Annotated in this window: 20 protein-coding genes; 7 read left to right on the top strand and 13 right to left on the bottom strand. The window is 63.6% G+C overall.

Annotation, left to right across the window (positions count from 1 at the left end; translation table 11 throughout):
* Positions 1 to 156 precede the first annotated feature (156 nt).
* The 7 genes from infC to cobA all read right to left on the bottom strand — a co-directional run bounded on the left by infC (position 157) and on the right by cobA (position 5,770).
* Complete coding sequence (gene infC, locus AC2FLM_RS02225; RefSeq protein WP_234145387.1) at positions 157 to 780, bottom strand: translation initiation factor IF-3; 624 nt, start codon at positions 778 to 780, stop codon at positions 157 to 159.
* Between the two features lie 69 nt (positions 781 to 849).
* Complete coding sequence (locus AC2FLM_RS02220) at positions 850 to 1,683, bottom strand: ferredoxin--NADP reductase (protein ID WP_234145388.1); 834 nt, start codon at positions 1,681 to 1,683, stop codon at positions 850 to 852.
* Positions 1,684 to 1,796: 113 nt separating this feature from the next.
* Positions 1,797 to 2,204 carry a DUF934 domain-containing protein gene (locus AC2FLM_RS02215; protein WP_496855215.1) on the bottom strand — a complete coding sequence of 136 codons (408 nt, stop codon included), beginning with the start codon at positions 2,202 to 2,204 and terminating at the stop codon, positions 1,797 to 1,799.
* Positions 2,201 to 2,962 carry a phosphoadenylyl-sulfate reductase gene (locus AC2FLM_RS02210; protein ID WP_496855213.1) on the bottom strand — a complete coding sequence of 254 codons (762 nt, stop codon included), beginning with the start codon at positions 2,960 to 2,962 and terminating at the stop codon, positions 2,201 to 2,203. Before AC2FLM_RS02210 ends, AC2FLM_RS02215 begins: the two co-directional genes overlap by 4 nt.
* A complete protein-coding gene (locus AC2FLM_RS02205) occupies positions 2,952 to 4,616 on the bottom strand; it encodes a nitrite/sulfite reductase (RefSeq protein WP_496855211.1) in 1,665 nt (554 codons plus the stop codon). The genes AC2FLM_RS02210 and AC2FLM_RS02205 overlap by 11 nt, the downstream gene beginning before the upstream one ends.
* A 63-nt stretch (positions 4,617 to 4,679) precedes the next feature.
* Positions 4,680 to 4,994, bottom strand: coding sequence for a DUF2849 domain-containing protein (locus AC2FLM_RS02200; RefSeq protein WP_234218380.1), 315 nt, complete (start codon positions 4,992 to 4,994; stop codon positions 4,680 to 4,682).
* A complete protein-coding gene (cobA, locus tag AC2FLM_RS02195) occupies positions 4,994 to 5,770 on the bottom strand; it encodes a uroporphyrinogen-III C-methyltransferase (protein ID WP_496855209.1) in 777 nt (258 codons plus the stop codon). The genes AC2FLM_RS02200 and cobA overlap by 1 nt, the downstream gene beginning before the upstream one ends.
* Positions 5,771 to 5,910: 140 nt before the next feature.
* Between cobA and AC2FLM_RS02190 the strand changes: the two genes are divergently transcribed.
* From AC2FLM_RS02190 to AC2FLM_RS02165, 6 genes are all read left to right on the top strand, one after another.
* A complete protein-coding gene (locus AC2FLM_RS02190; RefSeq protein WP_234136228.1) occupies positions 5,911 to 6,372 on the top strand; it encodes an Lrp/AsnC family transcriptional regulator in 462 nt (153 codons plus the stop codon).
* A gap of 53 nt (positions 6,373 to 6,425) precedes the next feature.
* Positions 6,426 to 8,162, top strand: a complete 1,737-nt coding sequence (locus tag AC2FLM_RS02185) for a sensor histidine kinase (RefSeq protein ID WP_496855207.1) — start codon at positions 6,426 to 6,428, stop codon at positions 8,160 to 8,162.
* Positions 8,159 to 9,388 (top strand): sigma-54-dependent transcriptional regulator, encoded by a 1,230-nt coding sequence (locus tag AC2FLM_RS02180; protein WP_234145394.1) that lies wholly within the window; start codon positions 8,159 to 8,161, stop codon positions 9,386 to 9,388. Before AC2FLM_RS02185 ends, AC2FLM_RS02180 begins: the two co-directional genes overlap by 4 nt.
* 327 nt (positions 9,389 to 9,715) lie before the next feature.
* On the top strand, positions 9,716 to 10,717 hold the full coding sequence (locus tag AC2FLM_RS02175; protein ID WP_234136231.1) for a DctP family TRAP transporter solute-binding subunit: 1,002 nt from the start codon (positions 9,716 to 9,718) through the stop codon (positions 10,715 to 10,717).
* A 72-nt stretch (positions 10,718 to 10,789) separates the two neighbouring features.
* Positions 10,790 to 11,461, top strand: coding sequence for a TRAP transporter small permease (locus AC2FLM_RS02170; RefSeq protein WP_496855204.1), 672 nt, complete (start codon positions 10,790 to 10,792; stop codon positions 11,459 to 11,461).
* Positions 11,461 to 12,858 (top strand): TRAP transporter large permease, encoded by a 1,398-nt coding sequence (locus tag AC2FLM_RS02165; protein WP_496855202.1) that lies wholly within the window; start codon positions 11,461 to 11,463, stop codon positions 12,856 to 12,858. Before AC2FLM_RS02170 ends, AC2FLM_RS02165 begins: the two co-directional genes overlap by 1 nt.
* 90 nt (positions 12,859 to 12,948) lie before the next feature.
* Here AC2FLM_RS02165 and AC2FLM_RS02160 read toward each other — a convergent pair whose 3' ends face one another.
* The 6 genes from AC2FLM_RS02160 to AC2FLM_RS02135 form a co-directional block, all read right to left on the bottom strand.
* Positions 12,949 to 13,422: a GNAT family N-acetyltransferase gene (locus AC2FLM_RS02160; RefSeq protein ID WP_496855200.1), complete on the bottom strand. Its 474-nt coding sequence runs from the start codon at positions 13,420 to 13,422 to the stop codon at positions 12,949 to 12,951.
* A 43-nt stretch (positions 13,423 to 13,465) separates the two neighbouring features.
* Positions 13,466 to 14,221, bottom strand: coding sequence for a triose-phosphate isomerase (gene tpiA, locus AC2FLM_RS02155; RefSeq protein ID WP_496855198.1), 756 nt, complete (start codon positions 14,219 to 14,221; stop codon positions 13,466 to 13,468).
* Between the two features lie 98 nt (positions 14,222 to 14,319).
* Positions 14,320 to 14,682 carry a HesB/IscA family protein gene (locus AC2FLM_RS02150; protein ID WP_234136236.1) on the bottom strand — a complete coding sequence of 121 codons (363 nt, stop codon included), beginning with the start codon at positions 14,680 to 14,682 and terminating at the stop codon, positions 14,320 to 14,322.
* 300 nt (positions 14,683 to 14,982) lie between these two features.
* Positions 14,983 to 15,345, bottom strand: a complete 363-nt coding sequence (locus AC2FLM_RS02145) for an SUF system Fe-S cluster assembly protein (RefSeq protein ID WP_234136237.1) — start codon at positions 15,343 to 15,345, stop codon at positions 14,983 to 14,985.
* A gap of 143 nt (positions 15,346 to 15,488) precedes the next feature.
* Positions 15,489 to 15,761, bottom strand: a complete 273-nt coding sequence (locus AC2FLM_RS02140; RefSeq protein ID WP_234136238.1) for an NfeD family protein — start codon at positions 15,759 to 15,761, stop codon at positions 15,489 to 15,491.
* Positions 15,758 to 16,651, bottom strand: coding sequence for an SPFH domain-containing protein (locus AC2FLM_RS02135; RefSeq protein ID WP_234145398.1), 894 nt, complete (start codon positions 16,649 to 16,651; stop codon positions 15,758 to 15,760). Before AC2FLM_RS02135 ends, AC2FLM_RS02140 begins: the two co-directional genes overlap by 4 nt.
* 175 nt (positions 16,652 to 16,826) lie before the next feature.
* Here AC2FLM_RS02135 and tgt point away from each other — a divergent pair, with 175 nt between their 5' ends.
* A complete protein-coding gene (gene tgt, locus AC2FLM_RS02130) occupies positions 16,827 to 17,957 on the top strand; it encodes a tRNA guanosine(34) transglycosylase Tgt (RefSeq protein ID WP_496855195.1) in 1,131 nt (376 codons plus the stop codon).
* The last annotated feature ends 257 nt before the right edge of the window (positions 17,958 to 18,214 follow it).

Below are 18,214 nucleotides of genomic sequence, written 5' to 3'. Positions count from 1 at the left end.
GACCTCTTCTCAAAGAGCAACATCGCAGAGTTTGCAAAGGCAAACTCTGTCAACAAAATCTCATCAGAGATTTTGGGCCCCAGTCTCAGTACGGCCAACAAAGGAAAACCCCGCCGGGATGCGGCGGGGCAGAGGTTTCTTCACCCGTTCACAGGCTTATTTCTGGGGCAGCGGACCGATCATCATGATCATCTGCCGGCCTTCCATCTTGGGCATGTTTTCGATCTTGCCCACTTCCTTGACGTCTTCGGCCACCCGTTCCAGCAATTCGCGACCCAGGTTCTGGTGCGCCATCTCGCGCCCGCGGAACCGCAGCGTGACCTTTACCTTGTCGCCGTTCTCCAGAAACTTGAACACGTTGCGCATCTTCACGTCATAGTCATGGGTGTCCGTGTTGGGACGGAACTTGACCTCTTTGACCTCGATGATCTTCTGCTTCTTGCGCGCTTCGCTTTCGCGTTTCTGCTGTTCGTACTTGTATTTGCCATAGTCCATGATCTTGCAGACCGGGGGCGTGGCATTGGGAGAAATCTCGACCAGATCCAGCCCGGCTTCCTCTGCCATGGCCATGGCCTTGGCGGGATGCACGACACCGACATTTTCACCATCTGCGCCGATCAGGCGGATTTCGGGTGCACGGATCTTGTCATTGACGCGCGGGCCGGTGTCGCGTTGCGGCGGCGCGTTGTGAGGTCTGCGGGCTATGGGAATATTCCTTTGTTGTTGCCAGAAATTCGGTGCCGGAAAGTAAACCGGCCCGCCCCGCGTTTCAAGCGGCATTGGCGGGCGGACCGGTAAAAAAGGGTATATGTGCCGTTCGGGTTCACATATTGCAGCCGGGGCGGCAGTTCAGCCGACAAAGGCTTTTTCGATCACGAATTCGCGCGGATCGGAATTGGCGCCTTCGGTCAGGCCGAACCCTTCGAGAATGGCCTTGATGTCGTGGTTGAAGGCAAGGCTGCCACAGACCATGGCGCGGTCGGTTTCCGGCTTGATGCCGCCCTCGATACCCAGATCGGCGAATACGGTGCCGTCTTTCAGCAACTCGGTGATCCGGCCCATGCGCGGGCTCTCTTCGCGGGTGGTGGTGGGGTAATAGCGGATCTTGTCGGCAAAGCCCTCGCCCATCAGTTCGGCCAACAGCTCGTCCTGCCGGACCTCCTCGATCAGCTGGCGGCCATATTCCAACTCGGCCACCTCGCGGCAGGTATGGGTGATGATGACCTCGTCGTAATCCTCATAGGTCTGCGGCTCGCGCAGGAGCGACGCAAAGGGGGCAAAGCCCGTGCCGGTGGCAAAGAACCAGATCCGCTTGCCGGGCAACAGCGCGTCATGCACCAGCGTGCCAACCGGCTTGGGCCGCAGAATGATCTCGTCGCCGGGCTGGATATGTTGCAGTTTCGAGGTCAGCGGGCCGTCCTGCACCTTGATCGAGTAGAACTCCAACTCTTCGTCCCAGGCGGGCGAGGCAATGGAATAGGCGCGCAGAAGCGGTTTGCCATTGTCGCCCAAGAGGCCGATCATCACGAACTCGCCCGAGCGGAACCGCAGGCTGGCGGGCCGGGTCACGCGGAACGAGAACAGCCGGTCAGTCCAGTGTTTCACTTGCGTCACGGTCTGGGCGTCGGGCAGGGTGGGGGCCTTGATGGCGGCGGCTTCGGTCACGGGTCTCATCTCGGTCATTGTTCATGTCACCGGTGCGGTAAGCCGGCGCCTCTCTCTAGTCTTTGACATACATCATGAAAAGGTGAATGTCTCCCCTTTTCATTAGTGTACTAATGAATGTGGACGTCAGGTCAGCCGCGCAGACGGGCCTGATAGTCATGCGCCTGCCAGTCGGCGCGGGCCAGCCATTGCGCCTCGGGCTGGCGATTGGCCAGGGCTGCGTCGATCTCGACCTCGTCGAACCCGGCCCGGCGGGCCATGGCATATTGATCGGCCAGCACATGACCCTTGGCCCGCAGCCGCCCGCTATAGCCATGCAGGCGCAGGGTGCGCGCGATGGTAAAACCGCGCCCATCGGCGAAAGAGGGGAAATCCACCCGCACCATGCGCACCCGCTGCAACCGTGCTGCCAGCGCGTCAGGGTCGGCATCGGCGGGCACGTCCAGCGCCACCACGTCATTGGCCACATCGCCCAGGGCGGTGAAACCGTCGGTCCAGTCGTCGGGCTGAAAGCCCTGGTCGGTCACGATCACAGTCATGTCTTGTCTCCGTTGCGCACCATCTTGCCATCGACGAAATGAATGCCGCATTCTTCCTTGTTCTGGTTGCGCCAGCGCCCGGCGCGCGGGTCTTCTCCGGGTGCCACCGGCGAGGTGCAGGGCGCGCAACCGATCGAAGGGTATCCCTGTGCCACCAGCGGATGCCGGGGCAGGCGGTTTTCCTCCATATAGGCGCGCACGTCCTCGGGGGCCCAATGGGCCAGCGGGTTGACCTTGATCCGGCCGGTGCCGTCCTCGACCTCGAAGAAGTCGAGCGCGGCGCGGGTGCCCGCCTGGAACCGCTTGCGCCCGGTGATCCAGCCGTCATAGCCCGCCAGCGCCCGTTGCAGCGGGATCGTCTTGCGCAGGGTGCAGCAGGCATCGGTGTCGCGCAGGCGCAGCGCGCCATAGGGGTCATCGCGGGCCACGTCATCGGCATCGGCGCGGATTACATGGACATTGCGCAGCCCCAGTCGTTCGCTGACTTCCTGTTGATAAACAAGGGTTTCCGCGAACAACATCATGGTGTCAATGAACAATACCGGCACCTGCCGGTCGATCACCGCCGCCATGTGCAACAGCACCACCGATTCCGCGCCAAAGCTGGACACCAGCGCGATATTGCCCGCCTCGCGCAGCGCCCCATGCATGACATCGGTGGCGCTGTGATGCTTGTAGCGGGCGTTGAGCGCCGCGACCTTCTGCGTCAGGACGCTCCGGTCGCGGCCCAGTTCGGTCTGGATCTCGTCAAGCGGCATCGGCGCGGGCCTCGGGATACAGCGCCGCCTTGAACGGCGCCATGCCAACCCGGCGATAGGTGTCGATAAAGCTCTCCTCGCGGTCAAGCCTTTGATCCAGATAGGTTTCCACGATCCGCTCGATGGCGGGCACGATCTGGTCATAGGCAAAGCCGGGGCCGGTCCGCTCGCCGATGGCGGCGGTTTCGGTGGCGTCGCCGCCAAGGGTGATCTGGTAGTTCTCGACACCTGCACGGTCGAGGCCGAGGACGCCGATATGGCCCACATGGTGATGGCCGCAGGCGTTGATGCAGCCCGAGATCTTGATCTTGAGCGCGCCGATCTTATGCTCCAACTTCAGCTCTTCGAACCGGGTCGCAATCTCCTGCGCCACGGGGATCGAGCGGGCCGTCGCCAGGGCGCAGTAATCCATCCCGGGGCAGGCAATGATATCGCTGATAAGCCCGATATTTGCGGTGCTTAGACCGTTTTCCTGAAGTGCCTTGAAGATCGCGTGCAGATGCGCGCGCGGCACATGCGGCAGGATCACGTTCTGTTCGTGGCTGATGCGCAGCTCGTCATAAGCATAGCGCTCGGCCAGATCCGCCATAACCCGCATCTGCTCCGCCGTGGCGTCGCCCGGCGTGGCGCCATGCGCCTTGAGCGAGATGGTGACGATGGCGTGGTCCTCGCGCTTGTGCGCGGCGATGTTGGTATCGACCCAGGAGCGGAAGATATTGTCCGTTTTGTACGCCTCTTCGAAGCCGGATTGACCGTTTTGTACAAACTCCGGCGGCGCGAAATGTGCCTTGATCCGGTCCAGCAGCGCCATGTCGGCACCCTTGAACTGACCACGCACCTTGATGAACCGTTCGTTGACCTTGGCCCGGATCGCGTCGATCCCATGTTCGAAAACGGTGATCTTGATCCGCGCCTTGTACTTGTTGTCGCGCCGCCCGATCTGGTTCCACACCGAGACCGTTGCTTCGAGATAGGCAAGCAGATCGTCGAAGGCGACAAAGGGGCTCAGCTCCTGACCGATCATCGGCGTGCGGCCCAGGCCGCCACCGACGATGACGCGGGCGCCCAGCACGCCGTCGCGCGTCACCAGTTGCAGGCCGATGTCATGCGCCTTGATCACCGCGCGGTCATTGGCCGACCCGGTGATGGCGATCTTGAACTTGCGCGGCATGAACTGGAACTCGGGGTGGTCGGTCGACCACTGGCGGAGCAGTTCGGCATAGGGGCGGGGGTCGGCCACCTCATCCGCCGCGGCACCGGCGAAATGGTCGGCGGTCACGTTGCGGATGGTGTTGCCGCTGGTCTGGATTGCGTGCAGCCCCACCTCGGCCAGCGCGTCGAGCATGTCGGGCACGTCGCGCAGCTTGGGCCAGTTGTACTGGATGTTCTGGCGGGTGGTGAAATGGCCATACCCCTTGTCCCATTTCTCGGCCAAAAGCGCCAGCTGCCGCATCTGCGCCGAATTCAGCGTGCCATAGGGGATCGCCACCCGCAGCATATAGGCGTGCAGTTGCAGATAGAGCCCGTTCATCAGGCGCAGAGGCTTGAACTCGTCTTCGGTCAGCGAGCCGTCTATGCGGCGTTCCACCTGGGCGCGGAACTGGGCGTTGCGCTCGGCAAGAAAGGCGGTGTCGAATTCGGAATAGCGATACATGTCTGGCTGTCCTTGGGTGCAGCCCCGGAGCCGGGGCCTTTTGAGGGGGGAAGGGCCTGTGGCTCAGGCCCGGGGCTGCGGAGAGGTTTCCTGCTTGCCATGGGCATAGTTGGACGGGCCGGTCCGGCGGAAATCCTCTCGAAAATGCACGGGCTCGGGGCCGTTCGGGCCGGGGCGGGCATCGGCCAGATAGGCGCCCACGACGCGGGCGGCCTGGCGTGAGGCGTCCAGCAACCGCAGCTGTGCATGCGCCTCGTCGGTGATCAGCTCGGCCTCGGCCAGATCGCGCGACCAGCGGTCGTCGGCGGTCTGATAGATCACGTCGCCGTCGAGCAGGTCATTGGCGGTGACAATCTTGGGGGTGAATGCGCGGGCCATCAGGCAAGCTCCTTGTTGATCGTGCTGAGGGCGGCCGCCGCATCGCGCGGGGCCAGACCCAGAAAGGTGAGGGCGGGGCCGTCCATCTCGGCGGCGGCCAGATCGGCGGGCAGTCGGTCGAGCGTGGTGGCCAGCACCCGCTGCTCCGGGCGCGAGGCGTTTTCCACCAGCGTCACCGGGGTGGCACGGTCGGCGCCGTGCATGATCAGCCGCCCCTGAACAAAGCGGGCCGATTTCTTGCCCATGTAGATCGCGGCCACCGCACCGGGACGGGCCAGCGCCGTCCAGTCGTGATCGGCAAAGCCCTGCATGTCATGGCCGGTCAGAAAGCGCACCGCGCTGTTGCGCCCGCGCCGGGTCAGGCTCTGCCCGATGCCCGCCACCGCCGCCGAGGCGGCGGTGATGCCCGGCACGATGCGCCAGCTGATCCCGGCGGCCGAGACCGCGTCGATCTCTTCATCCAAGCGCCCGAACACGGTCGGATCGCCCGATTTCAGCCGCACCACCCGCGCACCGCGGCGGGCATGGTCCACCAGCAGCGCGTCGATATCGCCCTGTTTCCAAGAGGGGCCGAACCCGGCCTTGCCCACATCGACCAATTCGGCGCGTTCACCCGCCAGCGCCAGCACCGCGTCACTGATCAGCCGGTCATGCAGCACCACATCCGCCGCCGCAAACGCCTTGAGCGCCGCGACCGTCAGCAGATCGGGATCGCCGGGACCTGCGCCGACAAAATCGACATGTCCGGAACCCGGGTATATGCGCGAGGCTGTCATGCGACCTGTCTCCTGTTTGACTTGCCTCTCAATATAGGAAATATTCCCTATCAAGCTCCATATGCCGCGCCAAATAAGGACATTCGTTCCATGTTGGTGACGGTAAGGGACATGAGTTCGGATTTTGAGGAAAAACCAGAATGTCAGTGCGCATTGACGAAACGGACCGGAAAATTCTGGTCGAGCTGCAACGCGATGCCAGCCAGTCGCTGGACGAGATCGCCAGCCGGGTCGGCAGCTCCAAGACCCCGGTCTGGAATCGGATACGCAAGCTCAAGGGGGCGGGCGTGATCGGTCAGCAGACGGTGATCCTCGACCCCGAGGCGCTGGGGTTCGAGGCCTGCTTCTTTGTCCTCATCCGCACCTCTGAACACGAGGCGGACTGGCAGAAACAGTTCCTCAAGGCGCTTCAGGATCGCCCCGAGGTGCAGGAGGCGCACCGGCTGGCGGGCGATATCGACTATATCCTCAAGGTGCGCGTCAAGAATGCCCGCGCCTATGATGCCTTCTATCAGGCGCTGATCTCCGAGGTGCGGGTGCATAATGTGACCGCGCTGTTGTCGATGGAAGAGATCAAATCGACCACCGTCCTGCCGCTGTGACAGGGCGCGTTGCCCTCTTGCCTTGGTCGCCCGAGGGTGCAAGACCCTAGGATATGCGGCGTTGGTGGGTCATCTCGGGCTTTCTGGCGGCGGTGGCTGTTCTGGCCACCGGCGTCTGGAGCTATGGCTATCGTCAGGCATTGGGACAGCTTGCGCAGCGGGCCGAGGCAGATCTTGAACTGGCGAGCGACCGGTTGACCGCTCAGTTGCAGCGTTACCAGGAAACCGCCGTTCTGCTGGCGGATCATCCGGCTTTGGGCAATCTGGGCGCCGAGACGGGGCGCCAGCAGGCACAGTCGCTGTTTCTTGATGTGGCGGACAAGACCTCGGCGCTGGAAATTCTCTATGCCGATACCCAGGGCCGCGTACTGGCATCTGCGCGCGGAACGCTGTTCAGCGACATATCCGAGACCGGGTATTTCCGGCGCGCGCTGCATGGCGCGCTTGGTAGCGCGCATGGTGTTCAGCACCCGCTGGATTTGCGCGCGATATATTATGCCGCTCCCGCGTTCGGTACTGATGGAAAGGTGCGCGGCGCCCTGGTCGTTGCCGTGGATATCGCGCATCTGGAGTGGGATTGGCGCGGCAACACTCCGGCGGTCTTCTTCACCGATGTCTCGGGCCAGGTCTTCATCTCGAACCGCAGCGAGTTGCTGTGGTGGAGGCGGCCTGCCGGTCAGCCCGGCCTGGTACCGGCAAAGGGGCCGTCCTTGCCTTTTTCGGCGCATCGGGTGGGGGGATACGAGATCTGGCAGCTCGACTGGGGGCCGTACCTGCCCGCGCGGGCGCTTCACATGACGCGGCCGCTGCCGGTGATCGGCATGACCGGCGAGGTGCTGGTCGACGTGGCGCCCGCCCGTCGCATCGCCGGGTTGCAGGCTGCGGCGGTGGCCGCGATCTGCCTGGCTTTCGGTGCCATGCTCTATCTGGCGACAGAACGCCGTCGTACCCTGGCTGACGCCAACAAGGTGCTGGAAAGCCGCGTGGACCAGCGCACACGGGCCCTGACCGCCGCCAACAGCGCGCTGCGCCGCGAGGTGGCCGAACGGCAAGAGGCCGAGGCAGCGCTGAAGCGTGCCCAGGCCGAACTGGTGCAGGCGGGCAAGTTGAGCGCCCTGGGCCAGATGTCGGCGGGCATCAGCCACGAATTGAACCAGCCGCTGATGGCGATCCGGCAATTCGCCGATAACGGCACCGCCTTTCTGGCGCGGGGCAATACCGGCAAGGCGACCGAGAATCTTGGTCGTATCTCGGACATGGCGGCGCGGATGGCGCGGATCATCAAGAATCTGCGCGCCTTTGCCCGTAACGAGAGCGAGCCGGTGAGCCGCGTGGATCTGGTGCAGGTGATCGAGGCGGCGGTGGAACTGACCGAGGCGCGGTTGCGCGAACACGCGGTGACACTTGACTGGAACCCGGGCACCGTCGGCCCGGTGCTGGCGCGCGGCGGCGAGGTGCGGTTGACCCAGGTCTTTGTCAACCTGATCAACAATGCGGTCGACGCGATGATGGATCAGGAGACGCGTCATATCCGCATCGCGATCGAAACCGGTCCCCGCTTGCTGGTGCGGGTGCAGGATTGCGGTCCGGGCCTGAAGGAACCTGAAAAGGTGTTCGAACCCTTCTATTCCACCAAGGCGGTCGGCAGTTCCGAGGGGATGGGGCTGGGCCTGTCGATCTCTTACGGGCTGGTGCAGAGCTTTGGCGGCAATATCCGGGGCAGCAACACCCGCGGCGGCGCCGAATTCACGGTCGAGCTTGACCCCTGGCAAGAGGAGGCGGCGGCATGATCGACAAGGTCCTGCTGGTCGATGACGACGCGGCGGTGCGCGAGGCGCTGGGGCAGACGCTGGAACTGGCTGACTACGCGGTGCAGACGGCGGGGTCCTTCGTGGCGGCCAAGGATCACATCACCGCCGGATTTCGGGGCGTGATCGTGTCCGATATCCGCATGCCGGGGCGGGACGGGTTCCACCTTCTGTCCTATGCGCAGGACGTCGACCCGGATCTGCCGGTGATCCTGCTGACCGGCGAGGGGGACATACCGATGGCGGTGCGTGCCATGGGGGATGGTGCCTTTGATTTTCTCGAAAAACCCTGTGCCGCGGCCGACCTGCTGGCAGTGATTGCCCGTGCCATGGCGGCACGGGCGCAAGTGCTGGAGACCCGGGCGCTGAAACGGCAGCTTGACCGGGGCGACCCGGCGGCGCGGATGCTCTTTGGCACCTCGGCCCGGGCCGAGGCGTTGCGCGAGCGGGTGCGTAGCGTCGCCCCGACCGGTGCCGAGGTGCTGGTGACCGGTCCCGCGGGCAGCGGCATTTCCAAGGTGGCCGAGGTGATCCACCTGATGTCGCCGCGCGCGCAGGGCAGTTTCGTCAAACGCGCCGCCGCTGGGCTGGATGTGGCCGAGCTGTCCCGGCTCTGTACCGAGACCGGGCAAGGCTCGCTGTTCCTGGATGAGGTTTCGGCCCTGTCGCAGGCGGCGCAATATGCCCTCGTGGAAGAGATGGAGCAGCCAGGTGGTGCGCGGTTGCTGGCGGGCAGTACCGCTGATCTGGCCGCGCTGGTGGAAAAGGGCAGCTTCAGCGCCGAACTCTTCTACCGGCTGGAGGGGATGCAGGTGCGGATCCCGGCATTGGCCGAGCGGCCCGAGGATATCCCGGTGATCTTTCGCCATTACGTGATGCAGGCGGCGGAGCAGGCGGGTATCGCGCCACCCGCCGTCTCGCCGGACCACCTCGCGGCTCTTATGGCGCAGGACTGGCCGGGCAATGCGCGCTCGTTGATGTCGGCAGCGATGCGATTTGTGCTGGGCATGCCCGAAGAGGTGAGCGAGGCCACGGAACTGGGGTTGGCAGAACAGATGGCAAGGGTGGAACGCACCCTCTTGATCGCGGCGCTCGGGCGGCACAACGGCCGCGCCGCCGAGGCGGCGCAGGCGCTGAAACTGCCGCGCAAGACCTTCTACGACAAGCTGGCCCGCTACGGCATCAAGCCCGAGGCCTATCGTCGCTAGCGTTACGGCCGCGGCGGGCGCCAAGAAAATTCGACGAATTTTCTTGGCCGGCGCTTCAGGCGAGCGGCAGCGCGCGATTCGCAGAGTTGTGCGGGAATCCGCACATGGGCGAAATCGGCTGTGCGGAAACTCGCACAGCAGAGGCGGCCTGCCGGTGATTGGCGAATCGGTGTTTCTCTTAAGGTGCTGAAAATATAGATTAAAACTCCATTCTCTCAGGGCGCCGTCAGAACCGTTGAGTGGCGTCAGGCGATTCGCTTCACTGCCTGCATGTGGCGCCTCTGGCGTCCGAGGAACATGTGACAGACTTTTGGGAGGACAAAAGACATGAAATTCCTGACAACCGCCGCGACCGCGCTGGCCCTGACTGTGACCGCCGGTGCCGCCATGGCCGCCTGCGACGACGGCGAGATCGTGGTCAAATTTGCCCACGTGACCAATACCGACAAGCACCCCAAGGGGATCGCCGCCTCGCTTCTGGCCGAGCGCGTCAATGCCGAGATGAACGGCACCATGTGCATGGAGGTCTATCCGAACTCGACCCTCTACAATGATGACAAGGTGCTCGAGGCGATGTTGCAGGGGGATGTGCAACTGGCTGCGCCCTCGCTGTCGAAATTCGAGAAGTTCACCAAGAAGTTCCGTCTCTTCGATCTGCCCTTCATGTTCAAGAACGTGGATGCGGTGGACGCGTTCCAGACCTCGGATGCTGGTCAGGCTCTGCTCGACAGCATGCAGAAGCGTGGCCTTCAGGGCCTTGCCTATTGGCACAACGGTATGAAGCAGATGTCGGCCAGCAAGCCGCTTCTGGTGCCGTCGGATGCCAACGGGCTGAAGTTCCGCGTTCAGTCCTCGGACGTGCTGGTCGCACAGATGGAAGCGATGGGCGCAAGCCCGCAGAAAATGGCCTTCTCCGAAGTCTATGGCGCGTTGCAGCAGGGCGTTGTCGACGGGCAGGAGAACACCTGGTCGAACATCTACGGCCAGAAATTCTTTGAGGTACAGGACGGCACCACCGAGACCAACCACGGCATCATCGACTATCTGGTGGTGACCTCGGTCGACTGGCTGGACAGCCTGGATGCGGGCGTGCGCGACCAGTTCCTGACCATCCTCAAGGAAGTGACCGACGCCCGCAACGCGGAATCGACCAAGGTCAACAACGAAGCCCGCAACGCGATCCTCGCCGCCGGTGGCGTGGTGCGCGAGCTGAGCGCCGAGCAGCGCCAGGAATGGGTCGATACCATGAAACCCGTCTGGGACAAGTTCGTGGACGACGTGGGCCAGGACGCCATCGACGCGGCGCAATCCATCAACGCCTCGATGTAATCCAGGCACAGCCTGACGGGGCGCGGGCAGGACTGTCCGCGCCCTTTTTCATAAAAACAAGGGACGAGGGACATGCATCCGCACAAGAGCGAAAGCTGGGTGGATCGCATTGAAGAGACGATCATTGCCGTGCTGCTGGGCTTCATGACAGTGATCACCTTTGCCAATGTGGTCGCACGCTACGTGTTCAATCACAATATTCTCTGGGCGCTCGAACTGACGGTGTTCATGTTCGGCTGGCTGGTGCTGCTGGGGGCAAGCTATGCCGTCAAGAAGAACGCCCATCTGGGGGTCGACGCGGTCATCAACATGTTGTCGCCCAAGGGCCGCCATGTGATGGCGCTGATCTCGGTCACCATCTGCATCCTGTTCACGCTGCTGCTGCTCAAGGGGTCGTGGGACTACTGGTCCAACTTCGCCAACCTGCCGCAGACCACCGGGCGCGTGTTTCCGACCGGGTTCGAGGACGAGTTCCGCCCCAAGGGCTGGTACGAGACCAACGATATCCCGCATCCGGCGATCCTGGGCTGGATGGAGACCGTGTTCAACGAGGGCGACGAATACGAGAAACTGCCGCGGCTGGTGCCCTATCTGGTGCTGCCGCTCAGCATGGGCCTGCTGCTGTGGCGATTCCTGCAAGTGGCCCGCAGCATCTGGACCGGTGGCCAGGACCGCATGATCGCCAGCCACGAGGCCGAGGACGAACTGGAAGAAGTTCGCGAGCAACTGGGGAAGGATGACTGATGGACGTGGTGCTTCTCTTTGTGATGGTGGTGGGGTTCCTGCTGATCGGGGTGCCCATCGCGGTTGCGCTCGGTTTCAGCTCGGTCCTGTTCCTGCTGATCTTCTCGGACAGTTCGCTCGCCTCGGTGGCGCAGACGCTGTTCCAGGCGTTTGAGGGACATTTCACCCTGCTTGCGATCCCCTTCTTCATCCTCGCTTCGTCCTTCATGACCACGGGCGGGGTGGCACAGCGGATCATCCGGTTCGCCATCGCCTGTGTCGGTCACCTGCGCGGCGGTCTGGCGATCTCGGGCGTGTTTGCCTGCATGATGTTCGCAGCTCTGTCCGGGTCGTCCCCGGCGACGGTGGTGGCGATCGGGTCCATCGTCATCGCGGCGATGAAACAGGCGGGCTATACCAAGGAATTCGCCGCCGGTGTGATCTGTAACGCGGGCACGCTGGGTATCCTGATCCCGCCCTCGATCGTGATGGTGGTCTATGCCGCCTCGGTCGAGGTCTCGGTAGGCCGGATGTTCCTGGCTGGCGTCATTCCGGGCATTCTGGCCGGTGTCATGCTGATGATCGCGATCTATGTCATGGCCACGATCAAGGGCATGCCCAAGGGCGATTGGGCCGGCTGGGGCGAGATCGGCGACAGTTTCCGCGACGCTTTGTGGGGGTTGATGCTGATCGTGGTGATCATGGTCGGTATCTACGGTATCCCTGGCATCACCAGCGCCATCTTCACACCGACCGAGGCGGCGGCGGTGGCTTCGGTCTATGCCTTCCTGGTGGCCTCCTTTGTCTATCGCGACATGGGGCCGCTGGCGGCCGAGCATAATGGCGGTGTGCGCAAGAGCCTGCTAACCCGGCCGCTGGCCCTGGTGGGGGCGTTCTTTCACAAGGATACCCGCAACACCCTGTTCGAGGCGGGCAAGCTGACCGTGACGCTGATGTTCGTGATCGCCAACGCGCTGATCCTGAAACATGTTCTGACCGACGAGCAAGTGCCCCAGCATGTGGCCAACGCAATGCTGTCGGCGGGTCTGGGCCCGATCACCTTTCTGATCGTGGTCAACGTGATCCTGCTGATCGGTGGCCAGTTCATGGAGCCCTCAGGCCTGCTGGTCATCGTGGCGCCGCTGGTGTTCCCGATCGCGATCGAGCTTGGGATCGACCCGATCCACCTGGGCATCATCATGGTGGTGAACATGGAAATCGGGATGATCACGCCGCCCGTGGGTCTGAACCTCTTCGTGACCTCGGGCGTAGCGGGGATGCCGATGATGAGCGTTGTGCGCGCGGCGCTGCCCTTCCTGGCCGTGCTCTTCGTCTTCCTGATCCTCGTCACCTATGTGCCCTGGCTGTCGACGGTGCTGCCCAACGCGCTGATGGGGCCAGAGATCATCATCAAGTAACGGATGCGGCTGCAATCGAGAAACCATGCCGGGCAGGGAAACTTGCCCGGCTTCTTTGTTTTCGGACCTCTGCCTGTGCGGTTCGTCCCCTCAGCCCTCGGGGCGTGCTGCTACGCGCCGTTTCTGGAACCCGGTCTTGGACTGTTCGAAACCCGCATCAAGATAGAAGCGCAACACCTCGGCCTGGCGCGAACCGATCATCAGCATGAGCTTGTAGCAGCCCGCCTCCCACGCCGCCGCCGTGGCATGATCCAGCAGTGCCTTGCCGAATCCACGCTTTCTGAAATCGCCATGGGTCACCACATTCTCGATCAGCCCATAGGGGCTGCCGCCCCGCGTCAGGTTGGGAATGACGATCAGGGTGCAGGAGGCGACCAGAGTGTCCACGACCTCGCCCACGAAGATGGCGCTGCCATCGTAGCAGCTCAGTCGCGTCAGGATGTCCCGCGCCGCATCCGGCGCGGGCGGCGGCGCATCCTCGGGGTTGAGGTGCCGGTAGAGGTCGAGCAACTGCGGCAGGTCGTCGGGCGATGCCTGCCGCACCGCGAGCGTTGGTGAGGTCATGCGGACATGATCCCGAAGCAGCCCGCCGGGGGCAAGCTGTATATCAGCCCGCCGCCTGCTCCAGCGCGGTGACGATGGGCGAGAAATCGGCAGCACTCAGGCTGGCGCCACCGACCAGCGCGCCATCCACGTTTGAAACGGCAAAGATCTCGGCCGCGTTGCCCGGCTTGACCGAGCCGCCATAGAGCAGGCGGATTGCCTCGGCGGTTTCCGAGCCGAAGCGCCCGATCAGTTGCTGGCGCAGCGTGTCGTGGACTTCGGCGATCTGGTCAAGCGTCGGCACCAGCCCGGTACCGATGGCCCAGACCGGTTCATAGGCGATCACCACCTGCGTCCCGTCGATCCCGTCGGGCACTGACCCGGCCAGTTGCGCGCAGACCACGTCGAGTGTCTGGCCCGCTTCGCGCTGGGCCAGCGTCTCGCCGATGCAGATGATGGCGATCAGCCCGGCATCAAGCGCCGCGCGCGCCTTGTCGCTGACCTGAGCGTCGGTCTCGCCATGATCGGCGCGGCGTTCGGAATGGCCGAGGATGACGGCGCTGGCACCGGCCTCGGCCAGCATCAAGGCGCTGATGTCACCGGTATGGGCGCCTGCATTGGCGGCGTGGCAGTCCTGGCCCCCGATCCGCACCCGGCTGCCACTGACGGCCTGAGCGGCACGGTAAAGCAGCGTGGCGGGCGGGCAGATCAGCAGGTCGACAGTGGCGGCGGGATGCTCTCCGGCAATCGCCTCCAGCGCTGTCAGCGCTTCGCCGGTGCCGTTCATCTTCCAGTTTCCTGCCGCCAGTTTGCGCCGCATCGCTCTCTCCCGAAATAGCCGTCCAGAATGTCATCGGGTTCCGATAGCATCGGGGAAGGGGCGTGACAATCGCGGGTGGTGGGCGAGAGGGCCGCGGATCAGCGGTTGGAAAGGCTTTCGTCGAACTTGATCGACTCCCCGCAACCGCAGGCATCGACCACGTTGGGGTTCTTGAACTTGAACCCGGATTCCAGCAGCGAGACCTCGTAGTCGATCTCGGTGCCGAACAGGAACATCTGTGCCATGGGCGCGATCAGGATGCGGGCGCCGTCCTGTTCGACCACCTCGTCATGCGGGTCTGCCTGATCCACATAATCCATGGTGTATTCCATGCCGGCACAGCCGCCTTTCTTGACGCCGATGCGCAGCCCGGTATGGCCGCCCTTGTCCATCAGGCGGGCGATCTGGGTCGCCGCCCGGGGGGTCATGGTCACCGCCTGCTTGCCGGGTATACCGAACATGAAAGTCTCCATTGTCGCGCGTTGCCATTAATCTAGGGCGCTTGGGGGCTTGGCTCAAGTGTGGCTGAAAGAAAGCGGGCCGCCCTCGGGCAAGAGCGGCCCCATCTTTGCGGGCCCTGCCCGGGGAAGGCGCGGGACCCAGGGCCGGTGGTAACGCCTTGTCCGGGTGGGGGTTAAGCCCGGGTACCAACCGCGGCAAGTCTGGCCGCGATCTGTAACGAAAGGATCAAGTCTGGGTGACGATCTTGTAAATGTTCTGCGACAAGGGCGGTTTTTCGACGAGAACTGCCCCTGTGCCGCTCACATGAAACCCAGTTCCAGCCGCGCCTCGTCGGACATCATCTCCATGCCCCAGGGCGGGTCCCAGGTCATTTCGACCTCGACCGATTTGACACCGGGCACGCTTTCGACCGCCGCTGCGACCCAGCCGGGCATTTCGCCCGCCACCGGGCAGCCGGGCGCGGTCAGGGTCATGATCACCCGGACCTCGTTCTCCCCCGAGATCTCGACGGTATAGATCAGGCCCAGCTCGAAGATATTGACCGGGATTTCGGGGTCATAGACCGTGCGGCAGGCCTCGACCACCGGCTCGTACAGGTCGTGGTCGACGGAAGAGGGCGCAATCAGCGGCGCGCCTTCCATGGGTTCTGTCGCGTGGGTCATCGGGTCCTCGGCATGTTTCCTGAGCGATTATATAGGGAATGGGGCCGGGGGCGTCCAGAGGCAGGACACCCCTTGTTGCTGGGCGGGGGCCGGAAAAATTGAATTTTTCCGGCCTGTTTTCCGTGCCGGAAAACAGATCCGCCTCAGCCGTTGATGTCATCCTTGAAGGTCTTCACCTGGCCTGAGGGCAGGGAAAACCTGTGCCTGAGCAACAGCCATGCGGCCAGCGACAGCGCGGCGAAGATCAACAACAGCAGTGGCAGCGACGGCGTCACAATAAGCAGCAGCAGCCCGGTCACTGCCGCGCCGATGGCAAAGCCCAGAAAGATGAAACCTGGCAGCAGCATCTCGACGACGCCCAGAACCAGCGCAGCGGCAAGCCAGAGCCACCAGACGGACCAGAGCGCGTCAATCATCCCTTGCCCCCTTTCAGCAGCTTGAAGGCGTCGCCAAAGGCTTCGAGCGCGTTGGCGGGCAGGATGATGGTCTGTTTCCCGGCACCATTGCCAAGCGCGTTCAACGCCTCGACCTGTTTCAGCGCCACCTGGTATTGCGCCGCCTCCAGCCCGTGCGCCGCGATGGCGCGCGCCACGACTTCGGTTGCATAGGCCTCGGCTTCGGCCTCGATGCGGCGGGCCTTGGCGGTCTGTTCGGCGGCATAAAGCTCGGCGTCGGCGTTAAGTTCGACCGCGCGCTTGGCGCCTTCGGCCTTGGTCACCTGGGCGCGGCGTTCGCGTTCGGCGTTGAGCTGCTGCAGCATGGCGTCGCGGGTGGCCTGATCCAGGTTCACATCCAGGATCTCGGCCCGCGTGACCTCGATCCCCCAGTCGTCCACCGCGTCCTCGACCGAGGCCTTTATGGTGGAGATCAGCTGCGCCCGGTTCGATTGCACCTCGTCCAGGTCCATCTTGCCGATCTCGGCCCGCACGATCCCGGCCACGGTGGTGGAGATCGCGCCGTCGACATCGCGGATGCGATAGACGGTCTTTTCCGGCTCGGTGATCCGGTAGAAAACCGATGTGTCGACCTGCACCAGCACGTTGTCCTTGGTGATCGCGTCCTGGCTGGCGGTGGGGAGCTGGCGTTCGAGGATCGAGATCTTGTGGCGGACAACATCGAGGAAGGGCACGATGAAGTTGATGCCCGGCCCCAGCACCGCATGCAGCCGTCCGAAGCGTTCGACCACGTATTTCTCGGATTGCGGCACGATGCGGATGCCCTTGAGAATGACCACGACGATAAAGATCGCAGCGGCGAGAAAGACGATGTTCTGGCTGAAAAGGCCGATGATCTGGTCCTCGGTCATGCTGTATCCCTGAATATTGTGTACTATGGTATACATATGGGGCGGGTGTTGCCGCCATTCAATACAGGTATGGGCTGTATCGCCCGCCGTGCAAAGGGGAAAGCGGGCGGGCCGCTTGCATTGCCGGCGCGCTTGGGGCAAAGCCTGCCCGGTTGACCCGAGCCGCGAGGATGAGATGAGCGAGCGTTTCTCTTTTGACCTGCATGCCACCGACGGCAAGGCCCGTACCGGCGTGATCCAAACGCCGCGGGGCGAGGTGCGCACGCCGGCCTTCATGCCGGTGGGGACGGCGGCGACGGTCAAGGCGATGATGCCCGAAAGCGTGCGCGCGACCGGGGCCGATATCCTGTTGGGCAATACCTATCACCTGATGCTGCGGCCCACGGCCGAGCGGATCGACCGGCTGGGGGGGCTGCACAAGTTCATGAACTGGGAGCGGCCGATCCTGACCGACAGCGGCGGGTTCCAGGTCATGTCGCTGGCGGGGCTCAGGAAGCTGACTGAGAAAGGCGTGACCTTCAAATCCCATATCGACGGCTCCAAGCACGAGTTGACCCCGGAACGGTCGATGGAGATCCAGCGGCTGTTGGGCAGTGACATCGTGATGTGTTTCGACGAATGTCCCGCATTGCCTGCCGACCGGGGCCGGATCGCGGAGTCGATGCGGCTTTCGATGCGCTGGGCCGAACGTTCGCGCGCGGCGTTTGGTGACCGGCCAGGGCATGCGCTGTTCGGGATCATGCAGGGCGGGCTGGAGCGGGACCTGCGCGAGGAGAGCGCCGAGGCGCTCAAGGCCATAGGGTTCGAGGGCTATGCGGTGGGCGGCCTCGCTGTGGGCGAGGGGCAGGCGGCGATGTTCGGTTGCCTCGACTACGCGCCCGGTTTCCTGCCCGAGGACAAGCCGCGTTACCTGATGGGGGTGGGCAAACCCGACGATATCGTCGGTGCCGTCAAGCGTGGCATCGACATGATGGATTGCGTTTTGCCTTCGCGCTCAGGCCGTACCGGGCAGGTGTTCACCCGCCACGGTGTTCTCAACATCAAGAACGCCCGCCACATGGACGACCCGCGCCCGCTGGACGAGGCCTGCACCTGTCCGGCCTGCCGCAACTATAGCCGCGCCTATCTGCATCACGTGTTCCGCAGTCAGGAGATCATCAGCTCGATGCTGCTGACCTGGCACAACCTGCACTATTATCAGGAAATCATGGCAGGGATGCGCGACGCCATCGCGGCGGGCACCTTTGCCGCCTGGGAGGCGGATTTCCACGCGGGCCGGGCGCAGGGCGATATCGAACCTCTGTGACCGCGGGCGGGTGGGTCCGATGCCATGCCCTGATGGCATGGCAGAGTTGTGAAGAAAACGTAATCCCGCATTCTGCCGATAGGGTGGGAAGATGTTCCTGCCCTTTGCGGCTTGGAACAAAGGCGCGGCGCTGACCGCAATGGGCAGATGTTCTTCTCTTTCGTCCGGATCTGCCTGAACTGTCTGCCCTTGCGGATCGGCGCCGAGGGCATAGTTGGGGCTGCACCGGCTGCGCTGGCCATCGCCGCCACCGGACG

The sequence above is a fragment of the Ruegeria sp. SAZD011 genome (genome assembly GCF_059612545.1).
Note: the sequence above shows the minus strand (reverse complement) of the source record. Positions and strands in the feature narration are given on the sequence as shown.

What these genes read in the sequence shown, in the direction of transcription:
- infC (WP_234145387.1), bottom strand. Translation starts at nt 780, where the DNA reads ATGCCGCTTGAAACGCGGGGCGGGCCGGTTTACTTTCCGGCACCGAAT.
- AC2FLM_RS02220 (WP_234145388.1), bottom strand. Translation starts at nt 1,683, where the DNA reads ATGACCGAGATGAGACCCGTGACCGAAGCCGCCGCCATCAAGGCCCCC.
- AC2FLM_RS02215 (WP_496855215.1), bottom strand. Translation starts at nt 2,204, where the DNA reads ATGACTGTGATCGTGACCGACCAGGGCTTTCAGCCCGACGACTGGACC.
- AC2FLM_RS02210 (WP_496855213.1), bottom strand. Translation starts at nt 2,962, where the DNA reads ATGCCGCTTGACGAGATCCAGACCGAACTGGGCCGCGACCGGAGCGTC.
- AC2FLM_RS02205 (WP_496855211.1), bottom strand. Translation starts at nt 4,616, where the DNA reads ATGTATCGCTATTCCGAATTCGACACCGCCTTTCTTGCCGAGCGCAAC.
- AC2FLM_RS02200 (WP_234218380.1), bottom strand. Translation starts at nt 4,994, where the DNA reads ATGGCCCGCGCATTCACCCCCAAGATTGTCACCGCCAATGACCTGCTC.
- cobA (WP_496855209.1), bottom strand. Translation starts at nt 5,770, where the DNA reads ATGACAGCCTCGCGCATATACCCGGGTTCCGGACATGTCGATTTTGTC.
- AC2FLM_RS02190 (WP_234136228.1), top strand. Translation starts at nt 5,911, where the DNA reads ATGTCAGTGCGCATTGACGAAACGGACCGGAAAATTCTGGTCGAGCTG.
- AC2FLM_RS02185 (WP_496855207.1), top strand. Translation starts at nt 6,426, where the DNA reads ATGCGGCGTTGGTGGGTCATCTCGGGCTTTCTGGCGGCGGTGGCTGTT.
- AC2FLM_RS02180 (WP_234145394.1), top strand. Translation starts at nt 8,159, where the DNA reads ATGATCGACAAGGTCCTGCTGGTCGATGACGACGCGGCGGTGCGCGAG.
- AC2FLM_RS02175 (WP_234136231.1), top strand. Translation starts at nt 9,716, where the DNA reads ATGAAATTCCTGACAACCGCCGCGACCGCGCTGGCCCTGACTGTGACC.
- AC2FLM_RS02170 (WP_496855204.1), top strand. Translation starts at nt 10,790, where the DNA reads ATGCATCCGCACAAGAGCGAAAGCTGGGTGGATCGCATTGAAGAGACG.
- AC2FLM_RS02165 (WP_496855202.1), top strand. Translation starts at nt 11,461, where the DNA reads ATGGACGTGGTGCTTCTCTTTGTGATGGTGGTGGGGTTCCTGCTGATC.
- AC2FLM_RS02160 (WP_496855200.1), bottom strand. Translation starts at nt 13,422, where the DNA reads ATGACCTCACCAACGCTCGCGGTGCGGCAGGCATCGCCCGACGACCTG.
- tpiA (WP_496855198.1), bottom strand. Translation starts at nt 14,221, where the DNA reads ATGCGGCGCAAACTGGCGGCAGGAAACTGGAAGATGAACGGCACCGGC.
- AC2FLM_RS02150 (WP_234136236.1), bottom strand. Translation starts at nt 14,682, where the DNA reads ATGTTCGGTATACCCGGCAAGCAGGCGGTGACCATGACCCCCCGGGCG.
- AC2FLM_RS02145 (WP_234136237.1), bottom strand. Translation starts at nt 15,345, where the DNA reads ATGACCCACGCGACAGAACCCATGGAAGGCGCGCCGCTGATTGCGCCC.
- AC2FLM_RS02140 (WP_234136238.1), bottom strand. Translation starts at nt 15,761, where the DNA reads ATGATTGACGCGCTCTGGTCCGTCTGGTGGCTCTGGCTTGCCGCTGCG.
- AC2FLM_RS02135 (WP_234145398.1), bottom strand. Translation starts at nt 16,651, where the DNA reads ATGACCGAGGACCAGATCATCGGCCTTTTCAGCCAGAACATCGTCTTT.
- tgt (WP_496855195.1), top strand. Translation starts at nt 16,827, where the DNA reads ATGAGCGAGCGTTTCTCTTTTGACCTGCATGCCACCGACGGCAAGGCC.